21 protein-coding genes are annotated in these 22,181 nt (G+C 58.0%); 10 read left to right on the top strand and 11 right to left on the bottom strand.

The genetic code is table 11. From position 1 onward, the window contains the following. Window positions 1-247: 247 nt before the first annotated feature. From KYE_RS02610 to lnt, 4 genes are read left to right on the top strand one after another with little or no spacing between them, the layout of a single operon-like run. A complete protein-coding gene (locus tag KYE_RS02610; protein WP_008170111.1) occupies window positions 248-1,231 on the top strand; it encodes a PhoH family protein in 984 nt (327 codons plus the stop codon). Next, window positions 1,228-1,701 (top strand): rRNA maturation RNase YbeY, encoded by a 474-nt coding sequence (ybeY, locus tag KYE_RS02605; protein ID WP_008170109.1) that lies wholly within the window; start codon window positions 1,228-1,230, stop codon window positions 1,699-1,701. Before KYE_RS02610 ends, ybeY begins: the two co-directional genes overlap by 4 nt. Next, entirely contained in the window at window positions 1,698-2,543 is an 846-nt protein-coding gene (locus KYE_RS02600; protein ID WP_008170107.1) for an HlyC/CorC family transporter, read from the top strand. Before ybeY ends, KYE_RS02600 begins: the two co-directional genes overlap by 4 nt. Further along, a complete protein-coding gene (gene lnt / locus KYE_RS02595) occupies window positions 2,533-4,095 on the top strand; it encodes an apolipoprotein N-acyltransferase (RefSeq protein ID WP_008170106.1) in 1,563 nt (520 codons plus the stop codon). The genes KYE_RS02600 and lnt overlap by 11 nt, the downstream gene beginning before the upstream one ends. Here the strand turns inward: lnt and KYE_RS02590 are convergent. Then, the gene (locus KYE_RS02590; RefSeq protein WP_008170105.1) at window positions 4,064-4,612 is read right to left on the bottom strand and encodes a zinc ribbon-containing protein; all 549 of its coding nucleotides are present in this window, start codon (window positions 4,610-4,612) and stop codon (window positions 4,064-4,066) included. The genes lnt and KYE_RS02590 overlap by 32 nt on opposite strands. 483 nt (window positions 4,613-5,095) lie before the next feature. Between KYE_RS02590 and leuS the strand changes: the two genes are divergently transcribed. The 5 genes from leuS to KYE_RS02565 all read left to right on the top strand — a co-directional run bounded on the left by leuS (window position 5,096) and on the right by KYE_RS02565 (window position 10,472). After that, on the top strand, window positions 5,096-7,681 hold the full coding sequence (leuS, locus tag KYE_RS02585; protein ID WP_008170104.1) for a leucine--tRNA ligase: 2,586 nt from the start codon (window positions 5,096-5,098) through the stop codon (window positions 7,679-7,681). Window position 7,682: 1 nt separating this feature from the next. Next, a complete protein-coding gene (gene lptE / locus KYE_RS02580) occupies window positions 7,683-8,270 on the top strand; it encodes an LPS assembly lipoprotein LptE (RefSeq protein ID WP_008170103.1) in 588 nt (195 codons plus the stop codon). After that, complete coding sequence (holA, locus tag KYE_RS02575) at window positions 8,267-9,274, top strand: DNA polymerase III subunit delta (protein WP_008170102.1); 1,008 nt, start codon at window positions 8,267-8,269, stop codon at window positions 9,272-9,274. The genes lptE and holA overlap by 4 nt, the downstream gene beginning before the upstream one ends. A 111-nt stretch (window positions 9,275-9,385) precedes the next feature. Further along, a complete protein-coding gene (locus tag KYE_RS02570; protein WP_008170101.1) occupies window positions 9,386-9,649 on the top strand; it encodes a hypothetical protein in 264 nt (87 codons plus the stop codon). Window positions 9,650-9,836: 187 nt separating this feature from the next. Then, complete coding sequence (locus tag KYE_RS02565; RefSeq protein ID WP_008170100.1) at window positions 9,837-10,472, top strand: endonuclease; 636 nt, start codon at window positions 9,837-9,839, stop codon at window positions 10,470-10,472. An 89-nt stretch (window positions 10,473-10,561) separates the two neighbouring features. On the opposite strand, the gene KYE_RS02560 is transcribed toward KYE_RS02565, so the two are convergent. The 9 genes from KYE_RS02560 to bioB form a co-directional block, all read right to left on the bottom strand. Then, window positions 10,562-12,352, bottom strand: a complete 1,791-nt coding sequence (locus tag KYE_RS02560) for an acyl-CoA dehydrogenase C-terminal domain-containing protein (RefSeq protein WP_008170099.1) — start codon at window positions 12,350-12,352, stop codon at window positions 10,562-10,564. 211 nt (window positions 12,353-12,563) lie between these two features. Next, entirely contained in the window at window positions 12,564-14,363 is a 1,800-nt protein-coding gene (locus tag KYE_RS02555; protein WP_008170097.1) for an acyl-CoA dehydrogenase C-terminal domain-containing protein, read from the bottom strand. A gap of 271 nt (window positions 14,364-14,634) precedes the next feature. Beyond that, a complete protein-coding gene (locus tag KYE_RS02550) occupies window positions 14,635-15,285 on the bottom strand; it encodes a putative metalloprotease CJM1_0395 family protein (protein WP_008170096.1) in 651 nt (216 codons plus the stop codon). Window positions 15,286-15,307: 22 nt separating this feature from the next. Beyond that, complete coding sequence (locus KYE_RS02545) at window positions 15,308-15,553, bottom strand: flagellar basal body rod C-terminal domain-containing protein (protein ID WP_008170094.1); 246 nt, start codon at window positions 15,551-15,553, stop codon at window positions 15,308-15,310. 51 nt (window positions 15,554-15,604) lie between these two features. After that, window positions 15,605-16,297 carry a dethiobiotin synthase gene (gene bioD, locus KYE_RS02540; RefSeq protein WP_008170092.1) on the bottom strand — a complete coding sequence of 231 codons (693 nt, stop codon included), beginning with the start codon at window positions 16,295-16,297 and terminating at the stop codon, window positions 15,605-15,607. Between the two features lie 22 nt (window positions 16,298-16,319). Then, window positions 16,320-17,144: a malonyl-ACP O-methyltransferase BioC gene (gene bioC / locus KYE_RS02535; RefSeq protein ID WP_008170089.1), complete on the bottom strand. Its 825-nt coding sequence runs from the start codon at window positions 17,142-17,144 to the stop codon at window positions 16,320-16,322. After that, window positions 17,132-17,887 carry a hypothetical protein gene (locus KYE_RS02530; RefSeq protein WP_008170087.1) on the bottom strand — a complete coding sequence of 252 codons (756 nt, stop codon included), beginning with the start codon at window positions 17,885-17,887 and terminating at the stop codon, window positions 17,132-17,134. Before KYE_RS02530 ends, bioC begins: the two co-directional genes overlap by 13 nt. Continuing rightward, window positions 17,884-19,059, bottom strand: coding sequence for an 8-amino-7-oxononanoate synthase (gene bioF / locus KYE_RS02525; RefSeq protein WP_008170085.1), 1,176 nt, complete (start codon window positions 19,057-19,059; stop codon window positions 17,884-17,886). The genes KYE_RS02530 and bioF overlap by 4 nt, the downstream gene beginning before the upstream one ends. A 73-nt stretch (window positions 19,060-19,132) precedes the next feature. Further along, window positions 19,133-20,191, bottom strand: coding sequence for a biotin synthase BioB (gene bioB / locus KYE_RS02520; RefSeq protein ID WP_008170083.1), 1,059 nt, complete (start codon window positions 20,189-20,191; stop codon window positions 19,133-19,135). Window positions 20,192-20,454: 263 nt separating this feature from the next. Between bioB and KYE_RS02515 the strand changes: the two genes are divergently transcribed. Beyond that, window positions 20,455-20,976 carry a ComF family protein gene (locus KYE_RS02515; protein ID WP_227497727.1) on the top strand — a complete coding sequence of 174 codons (522 nt, stop codon included), beginning with the start codon at window positions 20,455-20,457 and terminating at the stop codon, window positions 20,974-20,976. On the opposite strand, the gene KYE_RS02510 is transcribed toward KYE_RS02515, so the two are convergent. Further along, window positions 20,973-22,070: an NAD(P)/FAD-dependent oxidoreductase gene (locus tag KYE_RS02510; protein ID WP_008170080.1), complete on the bottom strand. Its 1,098-nt coding sequence runs from the start codon at window positions 22,068-22,070 to the stop codon at window positions 20,973-20,975. The genes KYE_RS02515 and KYE_RS02510 overlap by 4 nt on opposite strands. Between the last annotated feature and the right edge of the window lie 111 nt (window positions 22,071-22,181).

The following is a 22,181-nucleotide window of genomic DNA, read 5'->3' as shown; positions in this document are numbered from 1 at the left end:
GTAACGAAGAAACCAGTCGGATTACGCCTCCAGCTACTCCGATCTACTTGTTTTTTAGCATTCGGGCCTGCACATAGAATGATCAGGGCGAGGGCCGGAAGGTGTTTCCAAAAACGTGGAGCGCCAGGGATGGCGCGACCGAGCCCTACAGGGACGTATTTACGGGCGCTTTTTGGAAACACCTTCCGGCCCTTGCCCGTTTCACCAACATCAGATACTCGTTCTCCCAAACCAAAACGGAGCACTTTTGAACGCCAACGATCACAGACAATTTGACCTGCACCCGGTGGACCAGCGTCGGCTGGCGACGCTTTGTGGCCAGTTTGATGAAAACCTGAAAATGATTGAAAAACGCCTGCACGTGAAAGTCGGCAGGCGCGGCCATCATTTCCGAGTTGAGGGTGAGACCGAGCATGTGGCGGCGGCCGTTGAGGTTATCCGGCATCTTTATCGGGAAACCGAGGCTACCGATGACCTTCCTCCGGATACCGTGCATCTGTTTATCCGGGAAACCGGTTTTGAACGCCTGCCCGAAGACGTGCCCTACGATGGCGCTGTGACGGTCATCAAGACCCCCAAGCTTCAGGCCAAGCCGAGGGGCGCGAATCAGCAGAAGTATGTGCACAATATCCGCACCCACGATATCAACTTCGGGATTGGGCCGGCGGGTACCGGCAAGACCTGGTTGGCGGTGGCCTGTGCCGTTGAAGCACTGAAAGACGAGCAGGTGAAGCGGATTTTGCTGGTTCGGCCCGCGGTCGAGGCCGGCGAGAAGCTTGGTTTTCTTCCCGGCGATCTCGCACAAAAGGTCGACCCATACCTGCGTCCGCTGTATGACGCTCTCTATGAAATGCTTGGGTTTGACCAGGTTACCCGGCTGATTGAGAAAAGCGTGATCGAGATTGCGCCGCTGGCGTTCATGCGCGGCCGGACGCTGAACAACTCATTCATCATTCTGGACGAAAGCCAGAACACCACCCGGGAGCAGATGAAGATGTTTCTGACCCGGATCGGCTTTGGCTCCACGGCTGTGATTACCGGCGACACCACTCAGGTAGACCTGCCACGGGGTCAGAATTCGGGGCTTATTCACGCTGCCGGGGTTCTGAGCAAGGTATCAGGTATTGGGTTCACACGGTTCGAAGCAAAGGACGTTGTTCGGCACCCGCTGGTACAGCGGATTGTTGAAGCCTACGATTCCTTTGACGACGGGAGTGCGACGGGCCAGTGAATAAGCTGACTGTGGATTTTCAGCAGGTTTTTGAGGCGCCAGGAATACCTTCGGAGACGCAGGTTCAAAAATGGGCGCAACTTGCCTGGCAGGGCGAGGATCCGTCCGAGGTGACGGTCCGTATTGTCGGAACCGAAGAAAGCCAGGCCCTGAATCATCAGTACCGTGGGCGGGACTACGCGACCAACGTGTTGTCCTTCCCATTTGAGGCGCCAGCCGGTATAACGGTGCCATTGGCCGGAGATCTGGTGATTTGTGCACCGGTTGTCGAGAAAGAGGCCATGGAACAGGAAAAAACCCTGGTCGCCCACTGGGCGCACATGGTGGTGCACGGCATGTTGCATCTCCAGGGTTTTGATCATATTGAAGACGAAGATGCCGAGGTCATGGAAGCCCTCGAAGTCCGACTGCTTGCGCAGCTCGGATTCGGCAATCCCTACGAAGCAGAGGAAACGGAACAAGACTCATGAGCGACGATCAGTCGAGTCGCAGTCAGGGCGGCAAGTCCTGGCTGGAACGTATATCCCAGGCCTTCTCCAGCGGGCCTGAGTCCGTTGAGGACGTGCTGGAAATCCTTCGGGACGCCGAGTCCCAGAACATCATCGATGTTGATGCCATGAGCATCATCGAAGGTGCCATGCAGGTGATCGACATGCGGGTGGATGAGATCATGATTCCCCGCTCCCAGATGGTCACCGTAAAGGCATCCCAGGAGCCCAAGGAGTTCCTGGGCGAAATCATGGATTCTGCACACAGCCGGTTCCCGGTCATCGGGGACAGCCAGGACGACGTGATTGGCGTTCTTCTGGCCAAGGATCTGCTTCCCCTGGCTCTGAACAACGACCTCAACTGGAATCGTATCCGGGAAATTCTGCGCCCGCCCACTTTCGTACCCGAGAGCAAGCGTCTGAACCAGTTGCTCAAGGAATTCAAGGAAAACCGTAACCACATGGCGATTGTGGTCGACGAATACGGTGGTACGGCCGGCCTGATCACCATTGAAGACGTGCTGGAACAGATTGTGGGCGAAATCGAAGATGAGCATGATTTTGATGAAGAGACCCACATCAAGGCCCGGGGCGATGGCAGCTATGCCGTAAAAGCGGTAACACCCATTGATGATTTTAATGAATTCTTCGAGACCGAACTGGACGAAGAGGAATTCGACACCATCGGTGGCGTGGTTCTCAAGGAATTCGGACACCTGCCCAGACGGGGCGAATCGGTTGAATTCGGCGGTTTGCGCTTTACCATTGCCAACGCCGATAACCGTGTAATCCGTCTGCTGCAGGTAACCCGAAGTGAACAGTGACGCGAAAAATACCAGAGCGCTGAAGACCCCGCTTTCCTCAAACGCATTACTTGGCGCGGCAACCCTTCTGGTTGCCGGCGCCATGCAAACCCTGACCTTTTCACCGTTCAACCTCTGGTGGCTGGGACCGGTTTCAGTCCTTCTTATTCTCCTCGTGACGGTTCCGCTGGCTCCAGAGAAGCTCTTCCGGGCCGGTTGGCTTACTGGCCTGGGGCTGTTCGGCAGCGGCGCCAGCTGGGTCTACGTCAGTATCAGCGAACACGGTAATACCGCCATTCCGATTGCCGTTTTGTTGACGGTTCTCTTTGTTGCAGGCCTGGCGCTGTTCCACGGCCTGGCCTTCTGGTTCTGGGGCAAACTGGCCAAGGACAGCCCGGCCCGGCGCCTGATCCTGTTTCCGGCCATCTGGATCCTGGGCGACTGGCTCCGGGGCTGGCTGCTCACCGGCTTTCCCTGGCTGTATCTGGGCACCGCGCACACTGACGGCCCACTGGCCGGGCTGGCACCTCTGACCGGCGTGCATGGCATCACGTTCTGGATTGCTGCGACCGGTGCCGCACTTTACGGCGGCTGGTGGCTGCTGAAGCGCCCCAAACCGGTGGCTGCGGGCGTTACCCTCTTTGTTGCCCTGATTCCCTGGCTGGTTGCCCCGGCCATGAACCGTGTCGACTGGACGGATCTGAGCGAAGACCCTATAACCTTTGCCGCCATGCAGGGCAATATTCCCCAGCAGATCAAGTGGGACCCGGAGTTCCTGAAGGACCAGATCGTCACCTATCTGGGGATGACCGAAGACCATTGGGACACGGATCTGATCCTCTGGCCGGAAACCGCCATTCCCATTCCCCAGGATCAGGCTGGCAAGATCATCGATCACATCAGTGCAGAGCTGGGCGACAACAGCACCCTGATTACCGGCATACCCTGGTACGGATTCAGTGACCGAATTGAAGATTTCACGTTTCACAACAGCATCATGGCCATCGGCAACGGCGAGGGCATCTACCACAAGCAGAAGCTGGTGCCTTTCGGGGAGTACGTGCCACTGCAGAGCGTGTTGCGGGGGCTGATTGGTTTCTTCGATTTGCCCATGAGCGATTTCAGCCGGGGACCGGAGTGGCAGGATCCGCTCAAGGCCAATGGCGTCAATGTGATGCCCTTCATCTGCTATGAAGTCGCCTATCCGGATTTTGTTGCCTTTAATGCCCGGGGCGCGGGCCTGCTGCTCACGATCAGCAACGATGGCTGGTTCGGCGATTCCATTGGGCCGTTACAGCATCTGCAGATTGCCAGAATGCGGGCACTGGAAACCGGTCGCTACATGCTCCGGGGCACCAACAACGGCGTGACTGCGATCATCAATAACCGGGGCGAACTGACCGAAACCATCCCCCAGTTCGAGCGCGCCACCCTGACCGGCGAGGTGTTCACCGCCACGGGCAGCACGCCTTACATGCAGACTGGCTCCTGGCCGGTCCTGACCCTCGCAGTTATTCTCATCGTGTTTGTCCGGGAGCGGATTATTCCTCCTGTTTCGGCCAGCGGCTCGTAACCCGCTCGTAGTAGTGGGAGCCGCAGGCTTCACAGGGTTCCAGATGGCTGGTGGCTGTCAGACACCGCATGTGCCCGCAGTTCAGGCACTGGAACATACCAGCGGTGGCCACCTCGCCCGAGATGTACTGGCCCACTTCGTTGTTTTCCAGTTTCTGTTTGAGCTCCAGAAAGTCGACAACGGTTTTATCAGCAACCGAGAACAGGCTATCCGCCAGCTGGTGTTCCAGCAGGGCGATATCAAGCTGCAACCATTCACTCAGGCCTTCGCCGGTCTCTTCCACGAAGTGCAGAAGGTGCTCGAGATCTCTCTGGAGGTATTCGCCGAGCAGGGCCGCTTCATCTCTGGTCATTTCCTCCAGCTCGTACTCGAACTCCACCGCCCTCTGGACTTCTTCCTCAAGGTTCTGGAGCGATGTTTCCTCCAGGTCATGGAGACGCGTTTTTACCCGCTCCAGCATACGGTCGTAAACTTCCAGTGCCTTGCCTGAGAGATGACTTCTTTCCGGTTGTGTCATAACTGCTCCTTGAAATGGACCTCGGGGTTCCTAAAAACAAGCGTTTAGTCGAACTATTGGGGGAGGAGTCAGGCTGCGTCAGGTCTTTCCGGGACACGCTGTGAATACATCCATGTACGCTTGACTGCAGCATCCATGCTGCAGACAGTCCCGGAAAGACCCGACACACCCTGCCTCCCGGACATTTGGTGCTCGCATTCTCGACGATTCCTCCCAGGGTTCGGGACGGCGGCCGGTGCAGCTTCCTGAGACTGTGAGCAGCATGGATGCTGCGATCAAGCCTACAGGGACGTATTTACGGCGTGTCTCAGGAAGCTGCGCCGGCCGCCGTCTCCCACCAATACTGTAAGTCTGGCACAAGAACAGAAAATTGGCAGACTACCTGTAAAGGCTAGTGTGCGTTAGAATGTTCGGCCCGCTCCGGACGTGATTTTGACACAGGCTTTTATTTTTCCACACAAGGTAATTTCGGTAATGGCAGGAATGGACGAGCAATACAATCCCCGTGACGTAGAACAGAATGCCCGTAATTTCTGGGAGGAGAACAAGACCTTCACGGTGAAGGAAGAACCGGGCAAACCCAAGTACTACTGCCTGTCCATGTTCCCCTACCCCAGTGGCAAGCTGCACATGGGGCATGTCCGTAACTACACCATCGGCGATGTGATTTCCCGCTACCAGCGTATGCAGGGCAAGAACGTAATGCAGCCAATGGGCTGGGATGCCTTCGGCCTGCCCGCCGAGAACGCTGCCATTGCCAACAAGACCGCTCCGGCCAAGTGGACCTACGCCAACATCGAGTACATGAAAAACCAGCTCAAGCAGCTGGGTTTCGGGTACGACTGGGACCGGGAGCTGGCGACCTGCAAGCCGGATTACTACCGCTGGGAGCAGTGGTTCTTCGCCCGCCTTTACGAGAAGGGTCTGGTGTACAAGAAGATGTCCACGGTGAACTGGGACCCGGTGGACCAGACGGTTCTGGCCAACGAGCAGGTTGTGGACGGTCGCGGCTGGCGCTCCGGAGCGCTGGTGGAACAGAAAAAGATTCCCCAGTGGTTTATCCGCATTACCGATTACGCCGAAGAACTGCTGAACGATCTGGATGAGCTGGAAGACTGGCCCGAGCAGGTCAAGACCATGCAGCGCAACTGGATCGGCAAGTCGGAAGGTACCGAGCTGACCTTCCCGCTTAAGGACCGTGACAGCGGCCTGACCGTTTACACCACGCGCCCCGACACCCTGATGGGCGTGAGCTACATGGCCGTGGCCGCAGAGCATCCGCTGGCCAAAGAGGCGGCAGAGCGTCATCGGGATGTGGCTGAATTTGTTGATGAGTGCCGGAACAACAAAACTGCCGAGGCCGAGCTGGCCACCATGGAGAAGCGCGGTATCGACACCGGTTTCAAGGCTGTCCATCCGCTGACCCAGGAAGAGATTCCGATTTGGGTCGCCAACTTCGTTCTGACCGATTACGGCACAGGCGCCCTGATGGCTGTTCCGGGCCACGATGAGCGGGACCATGAATTCGCCCGCAAGTACAAGCTGCCCATCAAGCAGGTTATTGCCGCCCGCGATGGCCATGAAATTGATGTTCAGGAAGAGGCGTTTACCGAAAAAGGCACGCTGGTGTCTTCCGGCAAATACAGCGGCCTGACCAGCGAGGAAGCCTTCGACGAGATTGCCAGCTACCTGGAAGAACAGAATATCGGCAAGCGCACCGTCAACTACCGCCTGCGCGACTGGGGCGTATCCCGCCAGCGCTACTGGGGTGCACCGATCCCGATGATGACCCTGGAAGATGGCACAGAGATGCCGGTGCCCGATGACAAGCTGCCGGTACGTCTGCCGGAAGATGTGGAAATGGACGGTGTCCAGTCTCCCATCAAGGCCGACCCTGAGTGGTGCAAGACGGAGTTCAACGGCCAGCCGGCGACGCTGGAAACCGACACCTTTGATACGTTCATGGAGTCCTCCTGGTACTACGCACGGTTCTGCAGCCCCAATTACGACCAGGGCATGCTGGACCCGTCCGCGGCCAACTATTGGTTGCCAGTGGATCAGTACATCGGTGGCATTGAACACGCGATCCTGCACCTGCTCTACGCCCGCTTCTTCCACAAGCTCTTGCGGGATGTCGGGCTGGTAACCAGTTCAGAGCCATTCAACCGGCTGCTTTGCCAGGGCATGGTTCTGGCGGAGACCTATTACCGCGACGATGGCAAAGGCGGCAAGGTATGGATTTCGCCCGCCGACGTGACCGTCGAGCGTGACGAAAAGGGGCAGCCCGTTCGAGCAGTACACAGGGAAGATGGTGAGCCGGTGGTTTCCGGCGGTGTCACCAAGATGTCCAAGTCCAAGAACAACGGTATCGATCCCCAGGCTATTATTGATGAGCACGGCGCCGATACGGTTCGCCTGTTCATGATGTTTGCGGCCCCGCCAGAACAGTCCCTGGAGTGGTCGGACAGCGGTGTTGAAGGCGCACACAGGTTCCTCAAGCGGGTCTGGCGTCTGGTGAACGAACACGCCGCCGCTGGCCCGGCACCCGCTCTGGACGCGGCAAGCCTGAACGATGACCAGAAAAACCTGCGACGCAAGACTCACGAAACCATTGCCAAAGTCAGTGACGACATCAGCCGTCGGCTGACCTTCAACACGGCCATTGCCTCGGTGATGGAGCTGCTTAACGAGGTCGGCAAACTGCAAGGTGACGAACCCCAGACCCGGGCGGTACGCCAGGAAGCGCTGGACACCGCAGTGCTTGTGCTGTCGCCGATCGTCCCGCACATCTGCCACACCCTCTGGCAGGCGCTCGGCCACCAGGAGCCCGTGGTTGATGCACCCTGGCCAAAAGCCGATGAAGCCGCCATGGTTCGCAGCCAGATCCAGGTGGTACTGCAGGTGAATGGCAAGGTGCGGGCCAAAGAAGACGTGCCTGCAGACATCAGTAAGGCGGACCTCGAAAAGCTGGCCCTGGAAAACGAGAATGTCATGCGCTTTACTGAGGGAGCGACGGTGCGCAAGGTTATCGTGGTCCCCGGCAAACTGGTGAACGTGGTGGCTAACTGATATGTCCCGGCACTCCGCTCTGAAATCGTCAGCACGCCTGATGCTGACCGCTGTAATAGCGGCGCTGCTTGGTGGTTGCGGGTTCCAGTTGCGGGGTGCCCCACCGGTTTCTTCGGCCCTCGAGCCTCTTGCCGTGGATTGCTCCTCACAGGTGCCCGACACGCTGTGCCGTTCCTTGCGTGAACAGCTGAACCTGGGCAAGGTCCGTGTGGCGCCAGCGGCGGAGGCCGACTACATTCTGCGGCTGAAGAACTTCGAGCGTGACCGTCGCGCAAGTGCCATCACCGCCCAGGCCGCAGCCGCGGAATACACGCTGCGTCACTCTGTTGATCTAGAAGTAATCAGCGCGGATCGGATTCCCATGGTGGGCACGACACGCCTGACCACCAGCGAGAGTTACCGCTACGACGAAACCAACGTGCTGGCAAGACAGCGGGAAGAAGAGACCCTCCGCCAGCAAATGGACGATCGTCTTGCGCAGCAGGTGATATTCCGGCTGGCACCATTGACCCCGCAACGCATCGACGCCATCCGGGCGGATTACCAGCGTGAACAGGAAGCCGACGCCCCAGCCACAGGCCAGCCATGAAGACCAATCCAGGCCAGTTATCCCAGCTGCTAAAAAAGGGCCTCTCGCCCGTCTATCTTATATCCGGGGACGAACCCCTGCTGGTTCAGGAATGTTGTGACCAAGTTCGTAAGGCCGCAAAAGACGCCGGTTTTCATGACCGCCTGACCTTTCACGCTGACCACCAACTGGACTGGAACGCCGTTGGCGAGGAGTTCAGTGCCATGTCCCTGTTCGCGGAAAAACGGCGCATCGAGATTCACTTGCCAACCGGCAAGCTGGGCGACGGCCGCGCGGTACTGGAACGAGTCCTGGCCGACCCTCCCGACGATATCATCCTCGTGCTCATCAGTGCCCGTCTGGACGCGGCGGAAACCCGCCGCAAATGGTACAAGGAGCTTCAGGGAAAGGGCGTGCACGTACCGGTGTGGCCCGTCGACGCCGACAAGTTCCAGGGTTGGCTGCAGCAGAGGGCCAGCAACCGCGGCCTCAGCCTGACCCGGGGTGCCCTGGCCATCATGAGCGAACGCCTCGAGGGCAATCTGCTCGCCGCGAGCCAGGAGCTCGACAGACTGTCACTGCTCGCAAACGGCAATACCATTGATGAGGAAACCGTTGAACAGGCGGTCCAGGACAGTTCCCGATTCAATGGCTTTGAACTCGTGACCGAGCTGATCAGTGGCCGCGCGCCCCACGCCGGCAAGATGATCACTGTGCTTCAGCAAGAGGGAGAAAACCCGCTCGGTTTGCTATCCGTTCTCAGCCGGGATCTGAACCTGCTGCTTGAGTTGAAATCTGCGGCCGGCCAGTCGGAAAATCCCGCCGCATTCCTGAAAAAACGGGGCGTATTCCAGCCGCAACGTGCCCGCGCAATGGAACAGGCCGCTCGCCGGCTGAACCGGAACCAACTGAATGAGGCCATCACCCTGTGCAGCCAGATCGACCGCGCGGCGAAAGGCTTCGATTCCCTCTCCCCCTGGCACTATTTGCGGGATATGTCTGCCCTGCTCGCCGGCCGTTCCTGATCTGAATCAAACTCAGCCTTCGTTGTGCCCTGTTGGCCCTGCCGGCCCCTTGACAGTTTTTTACGATCGGGCGCATTGTAAGCACACCAACAATCCAAGGAGGTGCTTGATATGAGTCTTCAAGAAGAACTCAAGAAGCTGTCGGAAAAAGTGAAACAATACCGGGATGAGGCGCGCGTCCAGATGCATCTGGCCCGTGAAGACGTTAAGGACGAATGGGAGGATCTCGAACAGGATTGGGATCGTTTCAGAAGCAAGATCGATGAAGTTCTGCACGATGCCGAGAACGCGTCCCAGGAAGCTCGTCAGACCGCATCCAAACTTGGCGAAGACCTGAAAACCGGTTACCAGAACATCCGCAACAAACTGAAGTAATACTGTTAACCCGTTAACATTACGCCACAAATTTCTAGCCTGGAGGCTCCGTGGTTTGGAGCCTCTGTGCCATACTTCACAATATCCGTGAACAAAGCGTCATAGTTTTGACCCGCTTGATCAGATCCTGACCAGTGAGGCCCGAATTGACAGGGTGCTTGAACACACTGCGAGGTATAAAAGGCGTATGAAACGATTCTTACTGATACCCACAGCACTTGGCCTATTGCTCACCACTACCCTCGTGATTGGCCAGAATACCCGGTTCAGTGATCCAAAAACCGTTGTTACCGATCACTTCTGGGGTGACCTTTACGCCAGTGGCGGCAATTCCTTCTTCTGCAACACCGCCTTTACAAGCAAAGGATTCGTTCTGACGGACGGTTATGTCTATCCATTGGCCGATGTCCGCAGCGCACTCGACTGTGGCACCTCGCGTCAATGTGAACAGGATAACCGCTACCGTCAGATCGCGTCTGACATGCACAACATGGTACCGGTGCGCAGCCGGACCGAGATGGGCCGGCGAAACGCTCGTTACGAGGACCTGGGCTCGTCAGTAAGCGAAGACGAATGCGGCATTCGCCAGAGCGCCCAGTTCTTTGAGCCCCCGGGGCGGGTAAAGGGAGATGTGGCGCGCACGGTGGCCTACATGGTGGACACCTATGATTTGCCCTGGCTTGGCTCCTCGGCGGTGTTCAAGGGCTGGAACAGGCTGGACCCGCCGGATGATAGCGAGCTGACCCGTCACGGGCGCATTGTCGAAATCCAGGGTAGTGCCAATCCCTTTATTACCAACCCGGAGAGAATGGAGCGACTCTGAGAGTCCGGGAAGCTTGCCCTGCTGACCAATTAACCATAAAAAAACAGGCCCGAGGGCCTGTTTTTTTGTGCCTGAGTCTTGCTGGCTAATCAGAACTCTTCAGCCGTCAGCGCCATCATGGAGTCGCTGCCGCTACGAATACCTTCAGCCAGTGAAACGGTCTTGGGCAGCAGGCGGTCAAAGTAGAAGCGCGCGGTCTTCAGTTTACCGCTGTAGAATCCGGAGGTATCTGAATCCGCCTGGGGCGCAGCCGCTTTGACGATCTTCGCCCACATATAACCCAGAGCGGTCAGGCCAAACAGATCCAGATAGTCCACAGACGCTGCCCCAATGGCATTCGGGTTATCGCCAGCCTGTTTGATCACGTGCTCGGTAACGTCATCAAGACGCTCAACCGCAGCAGCAAGCGGCTCAAGGAACGGGCGCAGATGATCGTTACCACTGTTCTCCTCCAGGAAGTTTGCGACGTCCTGGGCAAACAGCTCGTAAAGCTTGCCCTGGGTGCCGACCACTTTCCGGCCCATCAGATCCAGTGCCTGGATACCATTGGTTCCTTCGTAGATCTGGGTTATGCGGCAGTCACGAACCAGTTGCTCCTGCCCCCACTCGCGGATGAAACCATGACCACCAAAGACCTGCTGACCCATGATGCAGGTATCGAGGCCGCGATCCGTGAGAAATGCCTTGGCCACCGGTGTCAGCAACGCCACCATACCTTCAGCGTGTTTGCGACGCTCATCATCCTCGGCAAACTTGGCGATATCCAGCCACTGGGCCACGTAGGTTGAGAAAGTACGACCGCCCTCCACATAGCCTTTCATCGTGAGCAGCATGCGCCGGACATCCGGGTGCACGAGGATTGGGTCTGCCGCCTTCTCAGGCTGTTGGGCACCGGTCGGTGCACGGCTCTGGATACGATCAAGGGCGTATTCCCGAGCGCTTTGCAGAGAGGCTTCGGCAGCGCCAATGCCCTGGATACCAACGCCCAGGCGCTCGTAGTTCATCATGGTGAACATCGCCGCCAGACCCTTGTTTTCTTCGCCGACCAGCCAGCCTTTGGCGCCATCGAAGTTCATTACGCAGGTCGCAGAACCCTTGATGCCCATTTTCTTCTCGAGGGAACCACAACTGAAGCTGTTGCGCTCACCCAGGGAACCATCGTCATTCACCAGGAACTTGGGTACCAGGAACATGGAAATGCCCTTTGGACCTTTCGGCGCATCCGGCAGTTTGGCCAGCACCAGGTGGATGATGTTCTCCGCCATGTCGTGCTCGCCCCAGGTGATAAAGATCTTGGTACCTGTAACGTTGAAGGAGCCGTCATCGTTCGGTTCCGCCTTGGTGCGGATGATCCCGAGGTCTGTGCCGGCGTGGGGCTCGGTCAGATCCATGGCGCCGGACCAGACACCGGAATACATGTTAGGCAGGTACTTTTCTTTCAGCTCATCACTTCCGTGGGCGTCCAGCGCGAGGCAGGCGCCGGCCGTAAGCATGGGGGCCAGCCCGAATGCCATGTTGGCGCCCTGCATCATTTCCTCGAACTGCGCGACGAGGGTCTTGGGCATGCCCATGCCGCCAAAGTCCGGGTTGCCGCCAAGACCGTTCCAGCCGCCTTCAACGATGGTCTGGTACGCTTCCTTGAAGCCCTCCGGAGACGTTACCTCACCATCGTTCCATTTGCAGCCCTGCTCATCACCTTCGCGATTCAGGGGCGCAAGTACACCACTGCTGATCTTGCCGGCTTCTTCAAGAATGGCGTCCGCCGTTTCCGGGTCCACATGCTCGGCAACCTTGGGCAGTGAGGCCCACAGTGCGGGGGCATCGAAAACCTCATTCAGAACAAAGCGCATGTCACGTAGGGGTGCCTGATAATCAGCCATCTAAAACTCTCCAAAAATTCTGTCAGTCTGTTCAGGTGGCAAAAGGGCCTCAGTCTGGGCCAGTCACACCTGCTCGGGCTATGTGTCCGCTGAAGATTATTTTTATGGGCGCCTATTCTACCCTAAAAGCGGACCGCAACTCATGAAAAAAGCCCGCCTCCGGGGAGCGCGGGCTTTCTGTCCTCTGGAACCGTCCTTCGGTGCCCGCGCCTTAGATGGCGAAGGCTTCCTCCGGCATGTCCATCAGGCTGTCAGCGCCAGCCAGCATGCTTTCTGCGTGGCCCTTGGCCCTGGGCAGCATACGCTTGAAGTAGAAGCGCGCAGTCTGGATCTTGGCGTTGTAGAACATCTCTTCAGTGGTACCCTCAACCATCTTGTCCAGGGCAACCTTGGCCATACGGGCCCACAGGTAGGCAAACACTGCGTAACCGGAGTACATCAGGTAGTCCACAGAGGCCGCGCCCACTTCCTCACGATTCTTCATGGCAGACATACCAATTTTGGTAGTCAGCTCGCCCCATTCCTTGTTCATCGCCGCCAGCGGCTCGATGAATTCCTTCAGCTGCTCGTCTTCCGCGTTTTCCTTGCAGAACAGATGCACCTGCTTGGTGAAGCCTTTCAGGGATTCGCCCTGGGTCATCAGAACCTTGCGGCCCAACAGATCCAGCGCCTGAATACCGGTGGTGCCTTCATAGATCATGCCGATACGGGCGTCACGAACGTTCTGCTCCATGCCCCACTCGGAGATAAAGCCGTGACCACCAAAGACCTGCATACCAAGGTTCGCTGCCTCGTAACCGATTTCGGTCAGGAACGCCTTGGCGATCGGTGTCAGGAAGCCCAGCGCCTCATCGGCTGCCTTGCGCTCTTCTTCGGTTTTGCCGCTGTGAACAACGTCTGCCTGCTGTGCCGTCAGGTAAATCAGGGCACGGGCACCTTCGGCAACCGCTTTCTGTGTCAGCAGCATGCGACGAACGTCCGGGTGAACAATGATCGGATCAGCAATGCCTTCCGGGTTCTTCGGACCGCTCAGTGAACGCATGGCCAGACGCTCTTTGGCGTAGGCCAGTGAGCCCTGGAAGCCCAGCTCGGCGGCACCCAGCCCCTGGATCGCAGTACCGATACGGGCGGTGTTCATGAAGGTGAACATGCAGTTCAGGCCCTTGTTCTCCGGCCCGATCAGCCAGCCCTTGGCGCCGTCGAAGTTCATCACGCAAGTGGCGTTGCCGTGGATACCCATCTTGTGCTCGATGGAACCGCAGGAAACGGCGTTGCGCTCACCAGCAGAGCCATCTTCGTTCGGCAGACACTTGGGCACGATAAACAGGGAGATGCCCTTGGTGCCTTCCGGTGCGCCCGGCAGACGCGCAAGAACGATATGGACGATGTTCTCGGCCATGTCGTGCTCACCGGCAGAGATAAAGATCTTGGTACCGGTGATGGCGTAGGTGCCATCGGCATTCGGCTCGGCCTTGGTGCGCAGGGTGCCGAGATCGGAACCGCAGTGCGGCTCGGTCAGACACATGGTGCCGGTCCACTCGCCGCTGATCAGCTTGGTGAGGTAAGTCTGTTTCTGCTCTTCGGTACCATGCTCTTCAATGGTGTTGGTTGCACCGTGGCTCAGGCCCGGGTACATGCCAAAGGACCAGTTGGCGGTGCCCACCATTTCACTCATGACCAGACCGAGAGAGTGCGGCAGTCCCTGGCCACCGTAGTTGGGATCGGCGGTCATGGACGGCCAGCCGCCTTCCACATACTGCTGGTAAGCTTCTTTGAAGCCAGTCGGTGTCTTCACACCGTCTTCGCTCCAGATACAGCCTTCCTTGTCACCCACCTGGTTCAGCGGAGACAGAACCTGCTCACAGAACTTGGCACCTTCCCCGATAATGGCATCCACCATATCCGGAGTAGCGTCTTCGGCACCTTCCAGGTTGGCGTAGTGCTGCTCGCTGTTCAGCAGCTCGGTCATTACGAATTTGATGTCACGCAGGGGCGCTTTGTACTCAGGCATGGAATCCACCTCGGTTCTCGGGCTCAGCTGAATCAGGTTTGACAGCTTCTGGCCTTGGGTTTGCTCAGACACCGCAACGCAATGCGCCGCAGCCTTAATTAAACACTTGTTTGAAACATACGTTTAGAGGTACAGAATTGTCAATAGCCGGATGCAAAATTTGTGTTGCGAACTGTCACCGGATCGCGCGCCATGACAGTGCATGCCGGGCACAAGTGGCCTGTAATGGCGGGATATTTATCTGTGGCTCAGGGCCAGGGGAAGGAAGGGGTCAGGCAGACACCGGCTCGAAGGATGAGACGCGCTTTTCGTCACTTTTTTGCTCAACGTCTCCCATGGCAGAAACTTCACGATAGGCATCGCTTGCCGCCCTTGAAGAGGATCCGGATTCGGTAGCGAGGTCAGACTGGGCCTGGAGCATGATCTGCATGGCCTGGGCGGCCACGGCACGATCCTGCCCCGACGGCTCTGCCGGCGCCATGGCGGCCGCCCGGACGACTCGCATTTTCTCAATGGTAGCCTGGGGGTCCCCCTGCACCGGAGACAGGTCGATGGAGACTTCACCGCCTACCGCATACTGGGCGCCATCCGAGCCCCGCTGGTAGGTAAAGGACATGGCACCGGCATACTGGCCACCCACCGCCTGATGCGCGGCTTCGTGGGCGCGAACTTCACGATCCCGGGCTTTCAGCTCTTGCTCAGACAGGCCCTGCGGGTTATCGGAATTCTTGCCATCAGGTTTTGACTTGGGGTTTTCCCGAGCAGACTCGGCTTTACCGGAAGCCTCAGTGAATCTGGCTTCCGCAGAAGGCGCCTCGGGCTCCGCCGCTGCCGAACCGGGTGCCTGGACACGTGGCGAAGCCTGGCCTTGAAAAGAGGCCCCGGGGGGAAATGGGGGAACAGGAGGGAAAGAAGAAAGCACGGACTCGGCGCTCTTTCAGCTATCAAGCCATGATATCCAGGAGTGTTCCCAGTGTTTCATCCGCGGTTTTTACCACCTGTGCGGACGCTTCAACGCTGCGCTCATAGATCTTGAGATCAACAATGGGCTCAACAAGACTGCCCGCACCTTCGGCGGTTCCCTGGGGGCCATCGGTGCCGGCACGGGCAATCTTGCGGGCGGCATTGTCCATGCCGACCATGCCATCCTGAATGCCCTGAATCCCAACTGCGAGAGTGTTACTGATCATAACTGCGCCGCCCGATGACCATTAATTGACTTAATTAAGCCACATATCTGGTCAATTTTCAAACAGCCCATCAATATTAAGATAACCAGCCAGCATTTCCGGCCGGGATTGCTCCAACCACGGAAGAATACCCAGACAGGGCGCCCCCATGTGGTTCACCAGGTAATTCAGGGTGTCCTGCTCGCAACTCATGGGCTCGGACTCTGTGCGGTTGGCAACCCATCCTGCGACTCTCAGTCCGTCACTCCTTATGGCTTCCGCTGTCAGCAGCGCATGGTTGATGCAACCCAGGCGAAGTGATACCACCAGAATAACCGGCATGGCCAGCTGCCGGGGAAACTCCGAGTAGGTTTCCCGATCGTTGAGCGGGACCCGCCAGCCGCCAGCACCCTCCACCAACAACAGGTCCGCCGGACGAATCTGCAGCCCGCGACAGAATCCGACAAGGCGATCCGAGGTGATATGGCGCCCGGCCTGCTCCGCCGCCACGTGGGGGGCAATGGCCGGCTCCAGGGCCACCGGGTTGATCAGCTCGTAAGCCAGCGGCTCCGTAATAGCGTTCTGCAACATCAGCGCATCTTCGTTGCGAAGGCCTTCGGACGTCCGATCGCAACCCGATGCGATGGGTTTCATCGCCAGGGTATGCTTCCCCATGGCCCGGGCCGCATGAAGGATGGCAGCAGAGACCAGGGTTTTCCCCACTCCCGTATCGGTACCGGTTACAAAGAAAGAATGGTTGGCCATTATTGCGTCCTGTCGCGGAGTCCTATCGTTTCTGCCAGTAAACCCAGGCAGCTTCATAGCTTGCCATGATAGAGCCGTCCGGCTCCCTGGGATACTGCTTACACATTGCCCGCACTCTGCCGGGTGCCGTAACTGCTTTTCGCCGACCACCGCCCCGAAAGCCCGCCCCAAGATGGCGGAGCTCACCTGCCAGGGCCATGGGCGAATCGTAGGGCAGCCTGATGGTGCGGGTTTCAATGCTGGCATCGGACAATTCGGCGCGCACTTTGGCCTGCAATCCGAGCTCGGTCTCAAACTGATTCACGTGCTGATGATCCGGATCTGCTGCCTGCCAGGCGTTTTTCAGTTCACGCAGCGTGCCATCAAGAAGCGTCGAGATCATGAGAGACCCACCGGAACGCAGAACACGCAGGCATTCCCTAAGCACCGAACGGGGATCATCACACCACTGAATCATGAGGTTACTGAAAATCAGGTCGACGCTGTCATCGGGTAAGGGCAGGTGCTCGGCATCGGCCACAATCCAGCTGATTCCGTCAGGCCCACTCTCACGAGCCTGCTCCAGCATACCCGCTGACAGATCCACCCCGGCCAGTGCCTCAACGCGCCCCAGGTCAGCGAACTTGCGGGTAAACCAACCGGTGCCACAACCAAGGTCCAGCACGCTTGAACGAAACGGGCCTTCCTCTCTGGACTGGAGTTTTTGCAGCATGGTGTTACCCATGAATCGCTGCAGCCGGGAGGCGCTGTCATATGAGCCGCTGGCGTTGCCAAAGCCCCGGGCAATATCCGACTTCAGGGTACGGGAAGCACCCGCTGTCTCCGGCGCGAAGCTTATAACGCCCATGACGGCCCCCTTTGCGAGGCAAAAAACGCCTGCATTGCACCCCAGCAATCAGAGGCCGAACATCCACCCGGCCAGTGCGCCATGCCCGAAACCATCGCATGGCTGCTTGAAGACGGAACGGGAAGATCATTAGCCCAGGACCGGACCACAATATCCTTTTCACCCATGATATGAAGGGCGGGCGTGGCGATCGAATGCCATAAAGCTCGCTGATCCCCGGTTTCCAACCAGGCCAGACTCTTGCAGAGGTGTTCGTGAGAAACCAGGGTGCCTTTTTCCAGCCAGGGTTTGAGTCTTTGCCGCTCCCCTTTCTCATCGGCAGCGCCGTTAATCATCAACAACAGAAAATGCAACCAATACCGCTGGGGATCGCGCCGGATACCGAGGGCGAAAGCCCGGAAATCCCCTGCCGGCATCCCACGGGGCCAGCTTTCATCGGCAACAAATTTGGGAAAACCGCCCAACGTTATGGCGCAGGATACCGAGCCAGTCTCCCGTGCGGCAGCTTCCATCACAACCTGACTGCCCAGGGACCAACCCATCCAGACCGACGGCTCCGGATACAGGGACAACAGCTCATCGGTTACTTCTGAAAGCGAATCGCAACGGGCCAGCAACTCATCATCCAGCGACACCGGCACTACTTCCCCGGGCCAGTTACCATAAAGTTCCGACAGCATCTCTGCACGAACGCCCCAACCGGCAACCACCACCAGACGAGGACAGACCTTACCGGAGCTCATATCGCCACATCCGCCTTTTGAACCAGATGACGGCACTCGGAAAGCGCGCTCAACAGACAATCAAGATTCTCCTGAGAATGTGCGGCACTGAATGTAACCCGCAAACGGGCCTCACCCACCGGAACCGTGGGCGGGCGAATCGCCGAGACCAGCAAACCTCGCTCCTCCAGCGCCTGACTCAGTGCCAGGGCGTCGTGATTATCGCCAACCATGATCGGCTGGATCGGAGTATGTGAAGGCATCAATTCATACCCCATGGCCGAGGCCTCCCGACGAAACCGCGAAACCAGCCCCAACACATGATCACGGCGCCCCTGATCCCGTTCAATAAGATCCAGACTCGAAATGGTTGCCATGGCAAGCGCCGGCGGCATCGCCGTCGTATAAATATAGGTCCTGGCCTTCTGCACCAGATAATCCATCAGCATCGACGGCCCGGCAACAAATGCGCCACTGGTACCAACCCCCTTGCCCAGGGTGCCGATCAACACGGGGACATCCTCTTCGGACAACCCCGCTTCAGCGACGCTGCCCCGCCCCTCAGGCCCCAGCACACCAATTCCGTGGGCATCATCAACAACCAGTAGTGCATCATGGGCCCGACAGACCCGAGCCAACTCCGCCAACGGCGCAATGTCACCATCCATGCTGAACACACCATCGGTTACCACCAGCTTGTGCCCGGACGTCTCCGCCAGCATCGTCGCCAGCGCTGCTACATCTCCATGGGCATAACGCCGAACCCGGGCACGGCTCAGAATACAGCCATCGATAATGGAGGCGTGATTCAGCCGATCCGAAAAAATCGTATCGCCCCGCCCGGCCAGTGCCGAAATAACGCCCATATTCGCCATGTAGCCAGTGGAGAAAAACAGCGCCGAACTGCGTCCGGTAAACTCCGCCAGACGAAGCTCCAACTGGTGATGGGCATCATGGTGACCACAAATCAGATGGGAAGCCGCGCCCCCAAGGCCTGTTTTGGAAAGCGCATCACGGAGGGCCTCGATATTGGCAGGGTTATTGGCAAGACCAAGGTAATCATTACTGCAGAACGACAACAAAGGTTTGCCGTCAGCAATGAGAGAGGGCCTCTGAGGACCGGCTACATGCCGACGCGTCCGATACAGACCGGCCTGTTTCCGCTCTTCGAGTTCAAGGGCAAAATCCCGCACGATAGCACCTGGAGGTTAACTCAACGATCCGGGCAACGAGCGGGTGAGCTCGCTGCCTCCCAAGATCAAATACTCAGGCAGACTCCCGCGTAGCGTCGTAGAACATGTGACGGGTCGCCTCATACTCCACGGCCTCGGCAATCGCCTCCTCTTCCTGCTCCTCCGACGCACACTGCTCCCGCTGCTCTGGGCGAATACCGAGGCGTTTGAACAACAGCATATCGGCATCGGCCTCCGGATTGGCGGTGGTCAGGAGCTTTTCGCCGTAGAAGATCGAGTTGGCACCAGCCATGAAACACAGAGCCTGCATCTGCTCATTCATGTTTTCACGCCCAGCTGACAGGCGAACGTGGGAAGCCGGCATCAAGATCCGCGCCACCGCAATAATCCGGATGAACTCGAACGGATCCAGGTCCTCGACGTCCTCCAGAGGCGTGCCTTTCACCTTCACCAGCATATTCACAGGCACACTTTCCGGATGATGGGGCAGGTTCGCGAGCTGAACCAGCAGTCCGACCCGGTCATCCTCGTCTTCGCCCATACCCATAATGCCACCGCAACAAACCTTCATTCCGGCCTTGCGAACATTGTCGAGAGTGTCCAGTCGATCCTGGTAGGTTCGAGTGGTGATGATGTGGCTGTAGTACTTCTCAGAGGTATCCAGGTTATGGTTGTAGTAATCCAACCCGGCATCGGCCAGTTCTGCCGCCTGCTCCTCTTTGAGCATGCCAAGGGTCATGCAGGTCTCAAGCCCCAGGGACTTCACCTGTTTGACCATGTCCAGAACATAAGGCATGTCCTTCTTCGAAGGACTGCGCCAGGCGGCGCCCATGCAAAACCGGGAAGCCCCCTTTTCTTTCGCGGCCCTGGCCTCAGCCACAACTTTTTCGATTTCCAGCAGCTTCTCTTTCTCAAGACCGGTGTTGTAATGACCGCTCTGGGGACAGTATTTGCAATCCTCCGGGCAGGCGCCGGTCTTGATCGACAGCAAGGTGCTTACCTGAACCTCGTTAGGATCAAAATACTGGCGATGCACACTCTGGGCACGGAACAGTAGATCGTTAAAAGGGAGTTCGAAAAGCTCGCGAGCTTCCTGCAGTGTCCAGTCGTGGCGGAGTTCTGTAGCGGTCATGTAAAAGTCCTGTTAACCTTTCCCGGTCTCTGGGTTTACGGATGAATCAGATGATAAAGGGACTGAACTGGCTGTCAACCTTCGTGGACAAAAAGGTTAACAGCATCAGGCACGGCGGACTGTGTGTCGCCTGCCTTTCCTCACAGGCATTCAACGGCTTATGCCAGCCTTGCCGGGGCGACCTACCAGTGAACCGCTGGCACTGTCGCTGCTGCGCCCTGCCCCTGGCTTTTCCCTCCTCGGAGCTGCTCTGCGGTGACTGTATGAAACACCCGCCGGCTTTCGATAGCTCTTTTATTCCCTGGCGCTACCAGTACCCACTCGACGGCATGATTGGCCGATACAAGTATCGGGGCCAGCGCAAGTTCGGAAGACCATTGATGGCGGATTTTGCTGACTTGGTGCAGAAGGCTCGGCTCGATGGTGCTATCGCAATGCCAGAAGTACTGGTACCCGCGCCAATGGATGCGCGGCGACGCCGGCAACGCGGGTTCAATCAGGCCCAGGACATTGCCGAGACGATTGCCAGCGCCCTGGATCTCCCGGTCGACAACGGACTTGTCAGAAGGGTTCGCCGTGTCCGGTCTCAACGGGAGTTGAACCGGGAGGCCCGACTGGCGAATCTTCGCGGGGTATTTGAGGTCATCCCGCCAGTGCCAGAGCGAATAGCGATTGTCGATGATGTGGTGACCACCGGCGCGACCGTCAGGGTTTTATCATCAGCACTTCGGGAGGCCGGGGCCCGGAACATTCAGGTTTGGGCACTAGCCCGGACGCCAGGTTAAGACAGCAAAGCTTTTACACGCTCAGCAATTGCCAGGCAGGATGTTAAACCCGGCGATTCGATACCGAACAGATTAACCAGTCCCGGCATACCGTGCGTCTCTGGACCATCAATCCGGAAATCCGCGAAGCCACCATCGGGGCCTATCAGCTTCGGTCGGATGCCGGCATAGGCGGGCTGAAGTCGGGTCGGGTCGAGTCCTGGCCACCATTGGCGGATGCCTCTGGCGAAGCCTTCCTGGCGGCTGGGTTCCACGGTGTAGTCTTCCTTTTCGATCCACTCTACATCCGGACCGAAACGGGCCTGGCCAGCGAGATCGAGAGTCAGGTGGATACCCAGGCCCCCGGGTTCAGGAACCGGATAGATCAGGGTCCTGAAAGGTGTTCGTCCGCTGTAGCTGAAGTAGACGCCCCTCGCGAACCATTGCCGGGGAATGCAGTCGTCGGGCAGACCTGCCCAGTTTTTTGCCAGCGGGACGGCGCCGAGCCCGGCGGCGTTAATGACATTTTTCGCTTCCAGAATTAGCGGGGTTTCGCCTGCCACGTTTAGACGGTGCCGCTGGCTATCCGATTCAGCAGCCGCTACCGGTGAGCGTAGAGCGAGCTGGCCGCCGGCATCATGGAGCTCGCCAAGCAAGGAGAGCATCAGCCCGTGGCTGTCGACAATACCGGTTTCGGGGGACCAGAGCCCCGAGCTGGCGCAAATACCCGGAGCGCCTCGGGCGACTCTTTCGCCATCATACAGCTCAAGTTCAACACCGTTGCTGGCTGCCGCAGCCTGAATATCAAAGAGCTTGTCATTCTGTGCCTCGTCGACGGCAACAATCCACTTACCGCATTTACGGTGTCCAACCTTGTGCGTCAGGCAATAGTCGTAAAGCTGCCGTCGACCCTCAACACACAACTCCGCCTTCAGTGATCCTTGCGGATAATAAATGCCGGCATGAATGACTTCGCTGTTTCGTGAGGAGATGCCCTCACCAAACCGGTCTGAGCTTTCCAGAACGATGACCTCATGCCCGGCTCTAGCCAGAGCGCGGGCAATAGCCAGCCCAATGACACCGGCGCCGATAACAACGGTTTGGATTTCCAGCACTTCTGTCGACACTTATGGTTGGCCCTGCTCCACTGACAAGAGGTTGAGCATATCCTATACCGCCAGCCCGGCGAAAACGGGCGCCGGCGGGCTCAATACATTACTCAAGAG

The organism is Marinobacter manganoxydans MnI7-9, assembly GCF_000235625.1.
Classification (GTDB): domain Bacteria; phylum Pseudomonadota; class Gammaproteobacteria; order Pseudomonadales; family Oleiphilaceae; genus Marinobacter; species Marinobacter manganoxydans.
Note: the sequence above shows the minus strand (reverse complement) of the source record. Positions and strands in the feature narration are given on the sequence as shown.